General features: G+C 73.3%; 18 protein-coding genes. 12 read left to right on the top strand and 6 right to left on the bottom strand.

The annotated features are described in order from the left end of the window. The first annotated feature begins 89 nt into the window (after positions 1-89). The 3 genes from CTZ28_RS05185 to CTZ28_RS05195 all read left to right on the top strand — a co-directional run bounded on the left by CTZ28_RS05185 (position 90) and on the right by CTZ28_RS05195 (position 2,422). Entirely contained in the window at positions 90-1,025 is a 936-nt protein-coding gene (locus tag CTZ28_RS05185) for a PAC2 family protein (RefSeq protein ID WP_121888014.1), read from the top strand. Between the two features lie 333 nt (positions 1,026-1,358). Beyond that, positions 1,359-1,991 carry a dephospho-CoA kinase gene (coaE, locus tag CTZ28_RS05190; protein WP_121888015.1) on the top strand — a complete coding sequence of 211 codons (633 nt, stop codon included), beginning with the start codon at positions 1,359-1,361 and terminating at the stop codon, positions 1,989-1,991. 50 nt (positions 1,992-2,041) lie between these two features. Beyond that, positions 2,042-2,422, top strand: a complete 381-nt coding sequence (locus tag CTZ28_RS05195) for a tetratricopeptide repeat protein (protein ID WP_121888016.1) — start codon at positions 2,042-2,044, stop codon at positions 2,420-2,422. 91 nt (positions 2,423-2,513) lie between these two features. Here CTZ28_RS05195 and CTZ28_RS05200 read toward each other — a convergent pair whose 3' ends face one another. Next, complete coding sequence (locus CTZ28_RS05200) at positions 2,514-2,840, bottom strand: DUF6343 family protein (protein WP_121888017.1); 327 nt, start codon at positions 2,838-2,840, stop codon at positions 2,514-2,516. Between the two features lie 263 nt (positions 2,841-3,103). Here CTZ28_RS05200 and CTZ28_RS05205 point away from each other — a divergent pair, with 263 nt between their 5' ends. Both CTZ28_RS05205 and CTZ28_RS05210 read left to right on the top strand, forming a co-directional pair. Continuing rightward, the gene (locus CTZ28_RS05205) at positions 3,104-3,784 is read left to right on the top strand and encodes a class I SAM-dependent methyltransferase (RefSeq protein ID WP_121888018.1); all 681 of its coding nucleotides are present in this window, start codon (positions 3,104-3,106) and stop codon (positions 3,782-3,784) included. Positions 3,785-3,971: 187 nt separating this feature from the next. Continuing rightward, positions 3,972-4,436: a DoxX family protein gene (locus CTZ28_RS05210; protein WP_121888019.1), complete on the top strand. Its 465-nt coding sequence runs from the start codon at positions 3,972-3,974 to the stop codon at positions 4,434-4,436. A gap of 85 nt (positions 4,437-4,521) precedes the next feature. On the opposite strand, the gene CTZ28_RS05215 is transcribed toward CTZ28_RS05210, so the two are convergent. Next, a complete protein-coding gene (locus CTZ28_RS05215; RefSeq protein WP_259471477.1) occupies positions 4,522-5,142 on the bottom strand; it encodes an RNA-binding S4 domain-containing protein in 621 nt (206 codons plus the stop codon). Positions 5,143-5,313: 171 nt separating this feature from the next. Between CTZ28_RS05215 and CTZ28_RS05220 the strand changes: the two genes are divergently transcribed. Both CTZ28_RS05220 and pip read left to right on the top strand, forming a co-directional pair. After that, the gene (locus tag CTZ28_RS05220; RefSeq protein ID WP_121888020.1) at positions 5,314-6,015 is read left to right on the top strand and encodes a uracil-DNA glycosylase; all 702 of its coding nucleotides are present in this window, start codon (positions 5,314-5,316) and stop codon (positions 6,013-6,015) included. 37 nt (positions 6,016-6,052) lie between these two features. Next, positions 6,053-7,012, top strand: a complete 960-nt coding sequence (gene pip, locus CTZ28_RS05225; protein WP_121888021.1) for a prolyl aminopeptidase — start codon at positions 6,053-6,055, stop codon at positions 7,010-7,012. Positions 7,013-7,029: 17 nt separating this feature from the next. Here pip and CTZ28_RS46850 read toward each other — a convergent pair whose 3' ends face one another. The 3 genes from CTZ28_RS46850 to CTZ28_RS05235 are packed head-to-tail and all read right to left on the bottom strand — an operon-like array spanning position 7,030 to position 7,760. Then, a complete protein-coding gene (locus CTZ28_RS46850) occupies positions 7,030-7,212 on the bottom strand; it encodes a hypothetical protein (protein ID WP_183154272.1) in 183 nt (60 codons plus the stop codon). Between the two features lie 3 nt (positions 7,213-7,215). Next, on the bottom strand, positions 7,216-7,350 hold the full coding sequence (locus CTZ28_RS48030) for a hypothetical protein (RefSeq protein WP_259471478.1): 135 nt from the start codon (positions 7,348-7,350) through the stop codon (positions 7,216-7,218). Continuing rightward, entirely contained in the window at positions 7,347-7,760 is a 414-nt protein-coding gene (locus CTZ28_RS05235) for a RidA family protein (RefSeq protein ID WP_121888022.1), read from the bottom strand. Before CTZ28_RS05235 ends, CTZ28_RS48030 begins: the two co-directional genes overlap by 4 nt. Positions 7,761-7,942: 182 nt before the next feature. Between CTZ28_RS05235 and CTZ28_RS05240 the strand changes: the two genes are divergently transcribed. From CTZ28_RS05240 to CTZ28_RS05265, 5 genes are all read left to right on the top strand, one after another. Then, on the top strand, positions 7,943-8,773 hold the full coding sequence (locus CTZ28_RS05240) for a nucleotidyltransferase domain-containing protein (protein ID WP_121888023.1): 831 nt from the start codon (positions 7,943-7,945) through the stop codon (positions 8,771-8,773). An 18-nt stretch (positions 8,774-8,791) separates the two neighbouring features. Beyond that, positions 8,792-9,523: a DUF7873 family protein gene (locus CTZ28_RS05245; protein WP_121888024.1), complete on the top strand. Its 732-nt coding sequence runs from the start codon at positions 8,792-8,794 to the stop codon at positions 9,521-9,523. A 649-nt stretch (positions 9,524-10,172) separates the two neighbouring features. Further along, complete coding sequence (locus CTZ28_RS05255) at positions 10,173-12,026, top strand: FUSC family protein (protein WP_121888025.1); 1,854 nt, start codon at positions 10,173-10,175, stop codon at positions 12,024-12,026. Between the two features lie 187 nt (positions 12,027-12,213). Further along, positions 12,214-13,380, top strand: coding sequence for a cytochrome P450 family protein (locus tag CTZ28_RS05260; protein ID WP_121888026.1), 1,167 nt, complete (start codon positions 12,214-12,216; stop codon positions 13,378-13,380). 113 nt (positions 13,381-13,493) lie between these two features. After that, positions 13,494-14,138 (top strand): DUF899 domain-containing protein, encoded by a 645-nt coding sequence (locus CTZ28_RS05265; RefSeq protein WP_121888027.1) that lies wholly within the window; start codon positions 13,494-13,496, stop codon positions 14,136-14,138. Between the two features lie 195 nt (positions 14,139-14,333). On the opposite strand, the gene CTZ28_RS05270 is transcribed toward CTZ28_RS05265, so the two are convergent. After that, a complete protein-coding gene (locus CTZ28_RS05270; RefSeq protein WP_183154276.1) occupies positions 14,334-16,196 on the bottom strand; it encodes an ABC transporter ATP-binding protein in 1,863 nt (620 codons plus the stop codon). Positions 16,197-16,333 lie beyond the last annotated feature (137 nt).

The raw sequence follows: 16,333 nt of genomic DNA on the forward strand, positions 1-16,333 counted from the left end.
CGGAGCAGCCCTGACCCGTCCGGGGGAAGCGGGAATGCCCGCGTCCCCCCGGACGTTGTTCCCGGGGGAACAGAGGAGGAGCGGTCACAGTGCTTGATCCGCAGGGTTTGTACGCGTGGGAGCCGAAGGGGCTGGCCGTCGTCGACATGGCGCTGGCCCAGGAGTCGGCCGGCCTTGTCATGCTCTACCACTTCGACGGATACATCGACGCGGGCGAGACCGGCGACCAGATCGTCGACCGGCTGCTCGACTCGCTGCCTCACCAACTCGTGGCCCGCTTCGACCACGACCGGCTCGTGGACTACCGGGCTCGCCGCCCGCTGCTGACGTTCAAACGGGACCGCTGGACCGACTACGAGGTCCCGGCCATCGAGGTCCGCCTCGTCCAGGACGCCACCGGAGCGCCCTTCCTGCTGCTGTCCGGCCCGGAGCCGGACGTGGAGTGGGAGCGCTTCGCCACCGCCGTACGGCAGATCGTGGAGCGGCTGGGCGTCCGCCTGTCCGTGAACTTCCACGGCATCCCCATGGGCGTCCCGCACACTCGCCCCGTGGGTGTCACGCCGCACGGCAACCGCACCGACCTCGTCCCGGGCCGCAGCCTCTTCGAGGAGGCCCAGGTGCCCGGCAGCGCGGAGTCGCTCCTGGAGTACCGCCTCATGGAGGCGGGACACGACGTCCTGGGCGTCGCCGCGCACGTCCCGCACTACATCGCCCGCTCCCCGTACCCGGACGCGGCGCTGACCGTCCTGGAGGCCATCACGGCCGCCACCGGCCTGGTCCTGCCCGGCATCGCGCACGCGCTCCGCACGGACGCGCACCGCACGCAGACCGAGATCGACCGGCAGATCCAGGAGGGCGACGAGGAACTGACGGCCCTCGTCCAGGGCCTTGAACACCAGTACGACGCCGCCGCGGGCGCCGAGACCCGGGGCAATATGCTCGCCGAGCCGGTCGAGATCCCGTCGGCGGACGAGATCGGGCAGGAGTTCGAACGGTTCCTGGCGGAGCGGGAGGGCGAGGGCTGACCGGTCCGGGGTGGGCCGTTACAGCCCGCGTGGGCGACCGAGTCCGGGGCGTTCGTGTGCGGGGCCGACAGGGTCGGGGCTGTTCCGGCCTGTTTGTGTGCGGGGTCGTTCGCGTGCTGAGCGTTCGGGGGATCGAACGTGGTGCGGCCGGCCGTGCGACGGGGCGCCGGACCCATGGACGGACCGCGCTGTCCGTGGGCGGTTCGCCTGGTCGGGCCCGCGTGATCAAGGGGCGGGCTGTCGTGGTCGGCCCGAGCGTGATCGGGGGTGGCCGTCGTGGTCGGTCCGTCCCGCCGATGTCGCCCGCGGAGCCGAGCGTCTAGGCTTCCGTTCATGCTGAAAGTTGGCCTTACCGGCGGAATCGGGGCCGGAAAGAGCGAGGTGTCGCGGCTGCTCGTGGAGCGCGGGGCCGTGCTGATCGACGCCGACCGCATCGCCCGCGAGGTCGTCGCACCCGGCACCCCGGGACTCGCGGCGGTGGTCGAGGCCTTCGGCGAGCGGGTCCTCGCCGCCGACGGCAGCCTGGACAGGCCCGGACTCGGCGCGATCGTCTTCGCCGACCCCGAGAAGCTGGCCGTCCTGAACTCGATCGTGCACCCCCTGGTGGGCGCCCGCTCGCGCGAGCTGGAGAGCGCGGCGGCCGATGACGCCGTCGTCGTGCACGATGTACCGCTCCTCGCCGAGAACGGCCTCGCGCCGCTCTACGACGTCGTGGTCGTCGTGGACGCCGGCCCCGAGACCCAGCTCGACCGGCTCGTACGGCTGCGCGGCATGACCGAGGACGACGCACGCGCGCGTATGGCCGCGCAGGCGACGCGGGAAAAGCGTCTGGAGATCGCGGACGTCGTCATCGACAATGATGTACCTCTCGACGCCCTGCGGCGGCGCGTCGCCGAGGTGTGGGCCGACCTGGTCCGCAGGGAACACACGCACCGCGCGGGTTCCGCAGAGGCCGCCGGGGAATAGCGTGCGCCCGACAGGGCGTTGAAACTCTTCTGCGAGGGAAGGAGTGTGCCGTGCCCGAGACCAGCGGATCGACCGGACGTACTCCGGAGACGCATGTCATCGACTTCCGTGCCGCGGAACATCTGCTCAACGCACGGGATCCGCGGGGCGCGGTGAAACTGCTCGACGGAGTCATCGCCGCGCACCCCGAGAACACGGCCGCCCGTCTGCTGCGCGCGCGTGCCTTCTTCGCCGCCGCGCAACTGCGGCCCGCCGAGCTGGAGTTCACCATCGTCCTGGAACGCGAGCCGGACAACGCGTTCGCGCACTTCGCGCTCGCCCGCACCTATGAGCGCCAGGGCCGCCGTGACCAGGCCAAACGCCACTTCCGGCTGGCGGCGGCACTCGACCCGAACCCGGAGTATCTGAAGGCGGCGCAGTTCGATACCTGAGCCTGTCCGGGCGGCGTCGCCGGCCGGCTCCATGACCCCGACGCCCCTGGCCGCCGCCCGGACCGTCACGGGCGCCCGCGCTTGCGGACGGTCATGGGTGCCAGTGCTGTGGCGGGCGGCGGTAGGGCAGCCGGCTCTGCGGTGGGCGACGGTGGGGCGGCGGACTGTCCGGCGGGGTGTACGGCGGGACGTCCCGGCCCGGCTGGTAGTGCGGCCCCTGACGGATGTGTCTGAGGATCATGGCCATGTCGATGGTGGCCACCAGCCACAGCACCCCACAGGCGGCGGCCCAGCCCGGCTGCCCCACCAGCGCGAACATCGCTGTGCCGAAGACCGCCCAGGTCAGCCCCCACACGCTCAGCCAGAACCGTGCCCGCAGCGCACTGCGTGCGGTCGTCGGCTCACTGCCCGTACGCATCGGATCACCACTCCTCTTTGCAACGTACTCTTCGAGGCGGGCACCGACCACATCGGCGTCCCCCGCCGTCCGGTCCGGCTCGGTGATCGTTCCCTGGCGCGGGCACGGGAGTGAGGACACGGAACCCGCGGACGCCGAGCCCGTTCGTGTTCGGCGACCCGCGGGTGGTTCCTGATCCGGTCGGAATTACTCGAACGGGTGAACAGGCGGGGTGGGGGAACGGGCGTACGACGCCGGGCCGTTGTTCGGGCATGACGGTTGAAATGCGCGAGGGATACGAGGGAACAGGACCCGGTGCGATCACCCCGGACGGCTGCGCGGTGGAGCTGTACTCGCGCCTGCCGGTGGGGATCGAGCCGGACATCATCGCCGCGGCGGTGCCGGCCGGGGCAAGCATCCTGGAACTGGGCAGCGGCGTCGGACGCGTGACCCACCCCCTGCTGGAGCGCGGGTTCACGGTCACCGCGGTCGACGAGTCCGCAGAGATGCTGCAGCGCGTCCGCGGGGCGCGCACGATATGCAGCCCGATCGAGGATCTCGACCTGGGCGAGACGTTCGACGTGGTGATGCTCGCGTCGTTCCTGGTGCACGCCGGGGACGTCGAGGTGCGGCGGGGACTGCTGCGCACCTGCGCCCGGCACGTGGCGGAGGGCGGCTGCGTGCTGATCCAGCGGGAGGGCGAGGACTACCACACGAACCTCCCGCGGGAGCGGGTCGACCCGAGCGGCTGCACGCTGCGCATGGTGTCGGCCGATCCGGTCGGCGACGGGGTGAACTCGGTGTACGCGGAGTATGTGTTCCCGGACGCGGTCTGGACACAGAGGTTCCTGGCCCGGCCGCTGACAAAGGAACAGTTCGAGGAAGCGCTGACGGAGGCCGGACTGGAGGTGGACACGTACCTGACCCCGGACCGAATCTGGGCACGGGCAGTCCGGGCGGCCTAGCACTGTGACCGCACAGGTGCGGTTGTGACGGCCGGCCGCTCTGGCGACACGACCCGGCCGCGGAGGCCGTAGAGCCGGGTGGGCCTGGGACGAACACCGACGAGAATCAGCCGGGCGGCGATGAGTTCGGGCACGGAAAGGGGTCTGCCTCTGTGACAGCAACCAGGACGCTTCAACGGGAGACCCCATGTCCGAGATCACCGCCTCCGGCACCTCAGCCACCGACACCGCGTCCGGTACGGTCATCGCCGAGTCCGCGACCCCGCGCGGCCGCCGCGCCCGTGCCGCCCTGTTCGGACTGCAGGTGCTGCTCGCGCTCTTCTACGCCCTCGCCAGTGCCCTGCCCAAGCTGATCGCGCACTCCTCGGCCGTCGAGTCCTTCGACACGATCGGCTGGGGCAGCACGGGCATGTACACCATCGGCGTGCTCGAACTGGCAGGCGCGGTCGCCCTGTTGATACCCGCCCTGCAGTCGGTGGCGGCCATGGCGCTCGGCGCGCTCATGCTGGGGGCGTTCGTCGTCCAGCTCACCTCGTTCGACGGAGAGAACGCGGCGACCCCGCTCATCCTGATCGTGCCGCTGGCCCTCATAGCCTGGGCCCGGCGCAGGCACAACGCGGATCTGCTGCGGCTGGTGCGCCGACAGGCATGACCGGCGTACCGCGGCGGCGTCCGACGGGCCGGGGCCGGGCGGGCGCCGCCACGGCGACATACGTGGCGTGAGGCCCCCGTGTGCGTCAACGGGAGCCTGGGGGGCGGCTGCTGAGGCCGCGCAGGGCCCGCAGGCGTTCCAGTTCGCGGCGGTCGCGCTTGGTGGGCCGGCCGGTGCCGGGGTCGCGCACACCCGCGGGGGCGATGGCCTCGCGGGGCGGGGGCGGCGGCGAGTTGTCGACATAGCACTGAACCGCCACGGGGGCGCCGACCCGCTTGCGGATCAGGCGCTTGACGACGACGATCCGCTCACGGCCCTCGTTCCGCAGCCGCACCTCGTCGCCGACGCGCACGGAGTACGCCGGCTTCACGCGCTCGCCGTTGACGCGGACGTGGCCGCCACGGCAGGCGGCGGCGCCGAGAGAACGGGTCTTGATCAGGCGTACGGCCCAGATCCAGCTGTCGATGCGGACGGTCTCGCCCTTGCCCGGACCGGCCGCCTCGGCGGCGGCCATCGCCGCGGCGATCTTGGGGTCCGGGGTGTCGCCGGTGGCGGGCGCGTCCGGGGTGCCCCCGGACTCGGCAGCGGCCCGCGCGCGGAGGCCCTCGGCCGGGGCGTCGGCCCGGGTGTCCGGCAGGGCGTCCGCCGGATCGCCGGTTCGCCCGGCCCCGTGGTCCCTGTTCACGTCCGCGTCCTCGGAAGCCATGCACCGACCCTAGCGCGCCGGGCCGGGGGACGCGGCGGCGTTTTCCCGCCCGCCGTGCTGCCGGCCGCGCTGCCCGCCGCCGGGTGCTCGCCGCAGGTCCCCGCGGTCCGCAGCTCGCGGCCTCCGGCTGCGGCGCCGGATGCGGCCGTTCGCCGGGCATACCGTGGGGGCATGGACAGCAGCCGCCTCGACGCTCTCGACCGGCGCATCGCCGGCTGCCGGGCCTGCCCGCGGCTGGTCGCCTGGCGCGAGGAGGTGGCCCGGACCAAGCGGGCCGCCTTCGCGGACTGGACGTACTGGGGCCGTCCCGTGCCCGGCTACGGACCGCCCGACGCCCGGCTGCTGATCGTCGGGCTGGCGCCCGCCGCGCACGGCGGGAACCGGACCGGCCGGATGTTCACCGGCGACCGTTCGGGAGACGTGCTGTACCGGGCGCTGTACGACCTCGGGCTGGCCTCGCAGCCCACCTCCGTGAGCGCCGACGACGGCCTGGAACTGTACGGCGTGCGTGTCACCTCGCCGGTGCACTGCGCCCCGCCCGCCAACCGGCCGACGCCCGTGGAGCGCGACACCTGCCGCCCCTGGCTGGTGCGGGAGCTGAGGCTGCTGCGGCCCACCCTGCGGGCCGCGGTCGTGCTGGGTGCCTTCGGCTGGCAGGCCGCGCTGCCCGCGTTCGCCGAGGCGGGCTGGACGGTGCCGCGGCCCCGGCCGGCCTTCGCGCACGGCACCCGGGTGTCCCTCGACGGGCTGGACCTCTTCGGCTGCTTCCACGTCAGCCAGCGCAACACCTTCACCGGACGGCTCACGCCCGAGATGCTGCGGGAGGTGCTGCGCACGGCGGCGGACGCGGCAGGGCTGCCCGGCCGGAAATGAGGGGACAGGTCCGTCGCCGGGCCGTTACGGTGCGCCGATGGCCCTCTACCCGGAGATCGAACCGTACGACCACGGCATGCTCGACGTCGGCGACGGCAATCTCGTCCACTGGGAGACCTGCGGCAACCCGCACGGCAAGCCCGCGCTCATGCTGCACGGCGGTCCGGGCTCCGGCTGCACCCCGCACCTGCGCCGCTACTGCGACCCGGCCGCCTACCGCATCGTGCTTCTCGACCAGCGCGGCTGCGGCCGTTCGACGCCGCGGGCGAGTGAGTACGGCACCGATATGAGCGTCAACACGACCGGCCATCTGATCGCCGACCTGGAACTGCTGCGCGGGCACCTCGGGATCGACCGGTGGCTGGTGTGGGGCATCTCGTGGGGGTCGGTACTGGGGCTGCGGTACGCGCAGACGCATCCGCAAGCCGTGTCCGAGCTGGTGCTGGCCGGGGTGGCGACCGGGTCCGACGCCGAAGTGGCGCTGCTGACAAGAGGATTGGGGAAGATCTTCCCCGAGGCGTTCGAGCGGTTCCGCGCCGGACTGCCCGAGGGGGAGCGGGACGGCAACCTGGCCGCCGCCTACCACCGGCTGCTGGAGTCGCCCGACCCGGCGGTGCGGGAGCGGGCGGCGCGCGCCTGGACCGACTGGGAGACGGCGATCGTGCCCGCGCCGCCGCGGTCGGTCGAGCGGTACGAGGACCCGGAGTTCCGGATGGGCTTCGCCCGTACGGTCACCCACTACTGGGGCAACGACCACTTCCTGGGCGAGGGCAACGACGCGGGCGTCGTGCTGCGCGACGCGCACCTGCTACGGGGCATCCCGGGGACCCTCGTCCAGGGGAGCCTCGACCTGGCCAACCTCGTCGGGATGGTCTGGCGGCTCCATCACGCCTGGCCCGGCAGCGAGCTGGTGGTCGTGGACGAGGCCGGACACAACGCGGGCGCGCCGGGCATTGTGGACGCGTTGGTGGCGGCGACGGACAAGTACGCGGCGTAGCCGCCCGCCAGGTCGCCTCACGGCTCCCGGCCTGTTTCGGTGGTCTCGGCGAACAGACGGCGGATCGCCGACCGGTAGTTGGCCTGCACATGGCGCAGTGCGTGGGCGCGGGCGCGGAGGCGCTGGTGCTCGGCTGCGCCGGGATGACGGGGCTGCCGCTCGTAGAAGCGGCGGGCGGGCTTGTTGACCTGGAGGTCCACGACTCACGCCTCTCCGGGCGGTACGACGTTACGGACGCAGTCCCTTACGGCGTCGTGGGAACGCAGCCACACGTCGTCGGCGGCGCCCGCTTCGGAGGCGACGGCATGCCGCAGGACGCCGTCCGCGCCGGTGCTCACCCGCCCACCCCTTCGGGGACGACGGCCGTGGCGGTGATCTCCACGAGCTGCCCGCGGTAACCGAGACAGGCCACGCCGACCAGCGTCGACGCATGCGGGCCGGCGCTGAGCCCCGAGGCCTCGACCACCTCCCACACCTGAGAGAGCACCGCGGGCTCACCGCTCGCGACGTACACGTCCGTCGCCACGACATGTGCCAGGTCGCTGCCCACGGCCCCGAGTTGCTCGACCAGATTCGCGATCACCTGCTCGGCCTGCCGTACGGGATCGCCCGGGCCGACGACCGTGCCGTCCGCATCGAGCGGCACGGCTCCCGCGAGGAACGCGAGCTTCGTGCCGGCCTCGACGACGGAGGCGTGGGAGTACCCGGGCGGCGGGAAGAGGGCGGGTGCGGTGATGCGCTGGATCACGGGGGCTCCTGGCACGGGTGTCGGGGGCGGACGAGTCGGGGGACGATCTGCCGATCATCCGGGGTCCGGTGTCGTGTTCGCATCCGGGTTATTCGGCTCGCGTGACCGGCCGACCGCACGTAGGCTCCCGGCGATCTCCATGGAAACGCACAGCACCGCAGTCCCACCCGCCGGAGCCGCCCATGTCGTCCGACCCCGACCAGACCTTCCTGGACGCCACCGCCGACCGCCTGGCCGCGCTTCCCGCCGTACGGGCCGTGGCACTCGGCGGCTCCCGGGCCCAGGGCACCCACCGCCCGGACAGCGACTGGGACCTCGCCGTCTACTACCGGGGCCCCTTCGACCCCGCGGAGCTGCGAGCCCTCGGCTGGCCGGGCGAGGTGTCCGAGATCGGCGACTGGGGCGGCGGTGTCTTCAACGGCGGTGCCTGGCTGACCATCGAGGGCCGTCGCGTCGATGTGCACTACCGCGACCTGGACGTCGTCGAGCACGAACTGGCGGAGGCGCGGGAGGGCCGCTTCCAGGTGGAGCCGCTGCTCTTCCACCTCGCCGGCATCCCCACGTACCTCGTCGTCGCCGAGCTGGCGGTCAACAGAGTGCTACGGGGCGAACTGCCGCGTCCCGCAGCCTATCCGCCGGAACTGCGCCGAACCGCCCCCGAACGCTGGCACGGCACCGCCCGCGTCACCCTCGCCTATGCCAGGGCCAACCACGCACCGTACGGCCGCCTCACCGAGGTCGCCGGCGCGCTCGCCGTGGCCGCTGCCCAGACCGCGCACGCGGTGCTCGCGGCGCGCGGGGAATGGGTGACCAACGAGAAACGGCTGCTGGAGCGGGCGGGACTGCGCGCCGTCGACGGCATCGTGGCGGGGCTGGACGGCGCCGGGCCGGTGGCCGGGATCGAGCGTGCCGAGGTCCTCTTCGAGGAGTCGGTCGCCGCGGCCCGCGTCGTCGCCGGTTCGGGTGGGGCGGCGGAGCGGCCGGCGAATAATCGTTCGAGAAGGTGGAGTTGACGCTGTTAGCGTCCTTCCGTGGCGAAACTCAATCAGATCATCGCAGTCGAGAAGGGCATCAAGTCCAAGGCGCACCAGGACCTGACCGCCGCTCATCACGGGCTGCAGAAGCCCGCGTTGCTGGCGGGCATCTCGCGGACGTACCAGCCGAAGGACGAGGAGGGCGAGCAGTTGCCGCCCGAGTCGACGCGGGTGCAGGTCAAGGCCGAGGACGTGCTGCGGGAGACCGCGGCGACGCTGACGCGGCTGTTCGACGTGACCGCCACCAAGGACTGGGCCAACTGCGCCGCACGGGCGGACGTGAAGGTGGACGGGCGGGTGCTCGTCGCCGACGTCCCCGTCTCCTACCTGCTGTTCCTGGAGAAGCAACTCGTCGACCTCAACACCTTCGTACGGAAGCTGCCGGTGCTCGACGCCTCCGAGTCGTGGATGCAGGACCCGTCCACGGACGCCTGGAAGACCGAGCCGGTACGGACGCTGCGCACCAAGAAGGTGCCCCGCAACCACGTCAAGGCGGAGGCCACCGACAAGCACCCGGCCCAGGTCGAGGTCTACTACGAGGACGTACCCATCGGGTACTGGACCACCGTGAAGTTCTCCGGCGCCCTGCCCGCCCGGCGCGTCAACGAACTCCTCGACCGGGTCGAGAAGGTGCAGCAGGCCGTGAAGTTCGCGCGGGAGGAGGCCAACGGCGTCGACGTTGCCGACCAGCGGGTCGGTGACGCCGTGTTCGGTTACCTCTTCCAGTAGCCCGTTCTCTGTGAGACTCCCCGGTCCTCGTGACCGGGGTGCGCGAGGAGCGCAAGCTGAAGCTGAAGCTTGTCGTGACTGCGCGGTTCCAGTGGAGGTTCGAGTCCTCCCCGCGGCATCCAGGAATGATCCCCGTGCCGCGGTGGCCCAACCGGCAGAGGCAGACCGCGATCAATCTCAGACTCTCGCTCCAGACTCAGCATTCGCCGTCGATCGCCGGATCGACCGGGCCCAGGCCCCAGGGCGTCGAGATGCCGGTTCAAGTCCGGTCCGCACAGCTCGATGTGCGGTGGTCCAAAGGCAGGACGCGACGACATGACAACTGACCTGGGTTCTCAAGCGTGCCGGCGTGTGATTGTGGACGGCATCTCAAGGGCCCGGGGGCAGGCTACGCCCCCGGGCCCGCTCCCGTCCGGCCCGACGACCCGGCCCGGACCGCGGCCGGCCACGCCGCTTCGCTCATGAAGAAGGCCCCTCCCCGGACCGTTGCGTTCATAAAGAACGCCCCTCGCGGGCCGACCGTCACACCGCGGAAACACGACCGCTCCATTCCGTACGGCCCCGCGCCCTACCGTGGACCCACACGCCCACCAGCCACGGCCGCCGTCGCCCGAAGGCACACCCCGCCCTCGTCCGGACAGGAGCCCCGGTGCCTCGTGCCCTCCCCGCCGTCCCGCCCTGGCTCGCCCACGCCCTCAAAGCCCAGCGCGGGCCCGTGCCCTGGAGCGCCGTCGCGCGCGGGGCGCTCGCCGCGGGCCCGCTGCTGCTCGGCGCCGTCCTCGGCGGCCATGCCTCCCTCGGTGTCGTCGCCGCCGTCGCCGCCATGCTCGCCGGGGTCAACGACCGGCCGGGCAGCCGGCGGGCGGCGGTCGAACGGCTCGGCGTGCCCGCGCTCGCCGGGGCGGCCGGGCTGCTGGTCGGGACGTACGCGGGCCGAAACCTCGGCGCCGTCCCGCTGACCCTGCTGCTGACCGGCCTCGGGCTCCTCGCGGGCGGCATCAGCGCCGTCGGGCCCGTCGCATCCGGCGCCGGCACCCAACTGCTCGTCGCCGCCGCGATCGGGGCCGGCATGCCGCTGCCCGAACCGGGCCCGCTGTGCGCGCTCGCCTACCTCGCCGGGGCCGGCTGGCTGCTCGCGCTGCGGCTCGCCCTGCCCACGCCCGGCGCGCTCACCGGTGACTACCGGTTCGACGGGGAACGGGCGGCGGTGGCCGACGTGTACGACGCCGTCGCCGACCTGCTGGACGCCGTCGGCACCGACGCGGCCACCCCGCGCCGGGCCGCGCTCACCACCGCCCTCGACCACGCGCAGGACGCCCTCGCCGGACCCCGGCTGCGCCGGTACGCGAGTTCCGCGGCCGAGCGCCGGCTGCACGCCCAGTACGCCGCCGCGCTGCCGCTCGCCGAGGCCGCGACCGCGCTCGCCTGGGCCGGGGAGACGGTGTCCGGCAGGGCCGCCGAAGGGCCCCGCAGGCTCGCCGCCGCCGTCCGCGGCAACCGCCCCACCGGCCCGCTGCCCGCGCCCAGCCGCTCCGCCCCGGCCCTGCGCGCCCTCGACGACGCCCTCCTGCACGCCGCCGACGCCTTCGACCGGGGCAAGAGCGGCGAGCTGCACCCCCGCAGGCGGCGGACGCGGGGTGCGCTCCGCACGGCGCTGGGCACCGGCGGACGGGAGTACGCACTGCGCGTCGCCCTGTGCTTCGGGGCGAGCGCGGCCATCGCCCAGGCCCTGCACCACGCCCGCTGGTACGGGCAGCACCAGCACTGGTACTGGCTGCCCGCCACCGCCGTCTTCCTCGTCAAGCCCGACCTCGGGCCGCTGGCCTCGCGCGTGCTGTGCCGGGCCGCCGGTACCGTCCTCGGCGCCCTCGTCTTCGCCGGACTCGCCGCCGTACTGCCCCGGCCCGCGGGGCTCGTCGCGCTGGTCGCCGTCAGCGGGGCGCTCATCCCGGTCGCCACCCGGCACTTCGCCGCGCAGACCGCCGTCGTCACCGTGCTCGTGCTCGCCCTCGTCATGGTCGGCGGGGAGCCGCAGGCCGCCGTGAGCCGGATCGGCGAGACGCTGCTGGCCTGCGCGCTCGTACTGGTCGTCGGGCATCTGCCGATGCCGGGGGAGCGGGGCGCGGGCGTCCGGGCCCGGCTCGCCACGGCCCGGGGCGCCGCGCATGCCTATCTCGGCCACGTCCTCGTGGGGTCCGTGGACCGGGCCGAGCGGTGGGCGCTGCGCCGCGAGGCCTACCGCACCCTCGCCGCGGCCCGTACCGCCATCGCCCTGGCCGCCGCCGAACTGCCCGCCCTCGCCCGGCACACCGAGGGCACGGACGCCGTGGCGGCCGTCCTCGAACGGCTCGTCGACACGACCACGGCCTGTGCCGTGCACCTCGACGACACCGGGCGGCTCAGCCCGCGCCACATCGAGCGGCTCGAAGAACTGCTCGCGGAACTGGACGGCGGCAGGCCGCGACTCGGGGCGACGGCCCCGGAGCTGCCACTCGCCGGCTGACCACCGCACCCCGCCGGCCGGCCGTGCCGGCGGCACCGCGGCCCCTCGCGCCCGGCCGGACCCTCGATGTCCCTCCATGGCAAAGGAGTTGACGGCCCGTCCGCCCGCGCTCGTCGGCCGCGGACACGGCCGCCGTATCCAGGAGTACGGCACCTGAGCACCCCGTTTTCTTTCTAGGCTGTGCCGCATGGATCTCGCGGACGGCCTCCTCGACCACCCGTACGACGTGTACCGGCGGCTGCGCGACAGCGCGCCGGTCCACCGCATCACCGGGCCCGACGGCACCCCCGCCTGGCTCGTCACCCGCTACGACGACGTGCGCGACGCCCTCGCCGACCCCCGGCTCTCGCTCGACAAACGGCACGCCACGGCGGGCACCTACAAGGGGTTCTCGCTGCCGCCCGCGCTCGACGCCAACCTCCTCAACATGGACCCGCCCGACCACACGCGCGTGCGCCGCCTGGTCGGCCGGGCCTTCACACCGCGCCGCGTCCAGGGGCTGCGCGCGCCGATCCGGCGCACCGCCGACGCGCTGCTCGACGCGCTCGGCCCGCACGGCAGCGCCGACCTCGTCGCCGCCTACGCCGCACCTCTGCCGATCACCGTCATCTGCGACCTGCTCGGCATCCCGGACCGGCACCGGCTCGACTTCAGGGTCTGGACGGACAGCCTCGTCGCGCCCGACCCGGCACGGCCCGAGGCCGGCAAGGAGGCGGTGGTGGCGTTGCTGGAGTACTTCACCCGGCTGCTCCGCGACAAGCGCGCCGAACCGGACGACGACCTGCTCTCCGACCTGATCGCGGTGCGTGACGACGGCGACCGGCTGAGCGAGGACGAACTGATGTCCCTCGCCTTCCTCATCCTGTTCGCCGGGTACGAGAACGCGATGCAGCTCATCGGCAACTCGGTGCTCGCCCTGCTCAGCCACCCCGACCAGCTCGCCGCGCTGCGCCGGGACCCCGGCCTGCTGCCCGGCGCCGTCGAGGAGTTCGCCCGCTACGAGGGACCCGCGCTGCTCGCCATCCGGCGCTTCCCGGTCGAGGACGTGACGATCGGCGGGGTGACCGTGCCGGCGGGCGAGACGGTCTGGGTGTCGCCGGCCGCCGCCAACCGGGACCCCGCCCGCTTCCCCGACCCCGACCGCCTCGACCTCGGCCGCGACGCCGGCGGACATCTCACCCTCGGCCACGGCATCCACTACTGCCTCGGCGCGCCGCTGGCCCGCGCGGAGACCGAGATCGCCCTGGCCGCGCTGCTGGAGCGGTTCCCCGATCTGGCGCTCGGCGAAGGCGCGTTGCGGTGGCGCAGGTCGCTGCGCGCACGGGGGCTGGTCGCGCTGCCCGTGACCTACTGATACCGGCGCCGGCGCCGAGTGGTGGAAAATACTCCCGGCGCGGCGATGAGTTCCGCCTCGCCCGCCGGTCACCACCCACAACACAGCGTCGTGACCTGGTACAGGAGGGATCCATGCGGTTACCGGAGATCGTCTCGCGCGAGCAGTGGCACGCGGCGCGGGCGGAGTTGCTCGCCAAGGAGGAGGCGGTCGGGCGCGCACGCGACGTGCTCAACGCGGAGCGGCGCCGGCTGCCCGTGGTCGAGATCGGCACGCAGTACGTCTTCGAGGGCGGCGACGGCAAGTCGACGCTGCTCGACCTCTTCGCGGGACGGCGCCAACTCGTCGTCTACCACTTCATGTTCGCGCCCGAATGGGACACGGGCTGCCCCCACTGCTCCGCGTTCCTGGACCAGATCGGGCACTTGGCGCACCTCCACGCGCGCGGCACGACGTTCGCGGCCGTCTCCCGGGCGCCGTTCACCCGGATCCTGCCGTTCAAGGCGCGGATGGGCTGGACGCTGCCCTGGGTCTCGTCGTACGACAGCGACTTCAACCGGGACTTCGAGGTGACCCTCGAACGGGACGGCGAGCTCGTCGAACGGCCCGGGATCAGCTGCTTCCTGCGCGAGCACGACCGGGTCTTCCACACCTACTCGGCCCACGAGGACGGGCTGGACGGGCTCGGCTCCATCCCCAGCCTGCTGGACCTGACGGCGCTCGGCCGCACCCCCGAGGGCAGTGACCGCGTCCGCTATCACGACGAGTACGACTACTGACACGGAAGTGCGCGAACCGCGGGCCGCACGGATCATGGCCGGCGCGAGGAGTTCGCGCACGCGCGACGGCGAGCGCACCGAGTGACCCGGCGCACCGAGTGACCCGGCGCACCGAGTGACCCGGCGCACCGAGTGGCACGGTGCACCGAGTGGCACGGTGCACCGAGTGGCACGGTGGCGTCGGACCGAGGCGGCTCAGCCCGCCTTCCGCGTGGGCAGCTTCGACGTGAACTGCTCCGCCTGGAGCCCGTACAGCTCCGCGTAGACACCGCCGCGGGCCAGCAGCTCGTCCGGGGTGCCGGACTCCACCAGCCGGCCCTGTTCGAGGACATGCACCAGATCGGCGTGGCGCACCGACGCCAACCGGTGGGTGATCAGGACGACCGTCTGCCCGTTGCCCGCCAGCGCCCGGATCCGCTCGAAGACCTCCAGCTCGGCACGCGCGTCCAGGGCCGCCGTCGGCTCGTCCACGATCAGGATGTGCCCGCGCCGGTACGCGGCCCGGGCGATGCCGAGCCGCTGCCACTGGCCGCCGGACAGCTCGTGCCCGCCGCTGAAGTTCCGGGCCAGCAGCGTGTCCAGGCCGTGCGGCAGCTCCGCCACCACCTCCTCCGCGCCCGCCCCGGCCAGCGCCGCGGCGAGCCGCTCCTCGGTGAGCGGCGCCGAGGAACGGCCGACGGCGACGTTGACCCGCGCGGTGAACGGCCAGCGCTTGAAGTCCTGCGCCACCATCGCGATCCGCTCGGCCAGTTCGTGCCGGTCGGCGCCCGCCGCGTCCACGCCGTCCCACAGGATCCGCCCCCGGTCCGGCGTGTACAGGCCCGCCAGCAGCTTGACCAGGGTCGTCTTGCCCGAGCCGTTCTCGCCCACCAGCGCCACGATCCGGCCGAGCGGCAGGGCGAGCGAGACGTCGTCGAGGGCGGGACGGGTGGCCTCGCCCGGGTAGCTGAACGTGACGTTCTCGAACCGCACCTCCTTGGGATCCTCGGGCAGCCGCTCCCCGCCCACCGGGATCGCCCGCTCTCCGGCCTCGACGTACAACCGCTGCAGATCGCCCACGAAGAGGGCCTCCTCGTGCAGCTGGTTGATCTCCAGCACGAGGGTGCCGAGGCTCGCGGAACCCGTGCGGATCGCGATCACCGCGGTGCCCGCGACGGACAGCGCCATCGCCCCGGTCAGCAGCAGCGCGCCCAGCGTCGCGTACGTCGCCACGGTCGCCAGGCCGGTCAGGGCCGCCGCGATCAGACCCGTGCGGGCCGCCAGCCGGGCCAGCCGCGCCTGCTCCCCCTCCGCGGTCTCCGACATCTCCCGGAAGTGCCGCAGCAGGAACGGGCCGACGCCGTGCACGCGGATCTCGGGCGCCGCCGCCGGTTCCGTGAGCAGGCTCGCGATCAGATGCCCGGCGCGGGCGTGCTGCACCCAGGTGTGGAAGGACTCGTAACGGCGCCGGGCGTTGGTCAGCGCGCCCCACGCGCTCGGCAGGGTCATGGTGATCAGCAGCGGCAGCAGCGCCGGGTGCAGCACGGTCAGCACGCCGGCCGCGGCGACCAGCGAGATCACCGCGTTCACCACCCGCGTTCCGTACGTGATCATGCGACGGGCCGACTGCGCGCCGTACTGGGCGGTGTCCAGCAGCTTGTGGAAGGCGTGGTCCTCGATCGCGGCCAGCTCCACGGCCGCCGCCCGCTCCAGGTACAGCTCGGTCGCCACCCGCTCCACCTTGGGTTCCAGACGGCCGGTGGCGTAGGTCGACGCGGCCCGCAGCAGGGCGGCCACCAGCATCACCGCGGCCATCGTGGTCAGGGCCGGCACGGCGCCGCGCAGCCGTTCCTCGATCGGGCCCGCGCCGATCAGCCGCCCCAGCACGCTGTTGACGGCCAGCAGGCTCACCGCCTGGGCCACGCCCCGGCCCGTCTCCGCGACGAGCACCGTCCGCGCGGCCCGCGGGTCGGCCCGCCGCGCCAGCCGGAAGCTGGACGCCAGCATGCCGGGCAGCCGGGTCAGCATCGCCCGGAAGCCCAGCTCCAGGAAGGCGTCCCGGTGCTGGTTCCATCCCATGTCGTAGCGCAACGGCCCGCCGAAGAGCAGCCGCTCCGACTCGGACACCTCCGGCGTGACCCGATCTTGCCTTTTTCCCACTGCCGACCTCCCCCGACATGGACGGACGGCCACTATCGCGGGACCGCCCGCCGCGG

This window comes from Streptomyces shenzhenensis (assembly GCF_003688995.1).
In the GTDB taxonomy this organism is placed as follows: Bacteria; Actinomycetota; Actinomycetes; order Streptomycetales; family Streptomycetaceae; genus Streptomyces; species Streptomyces shenzhenensis_A.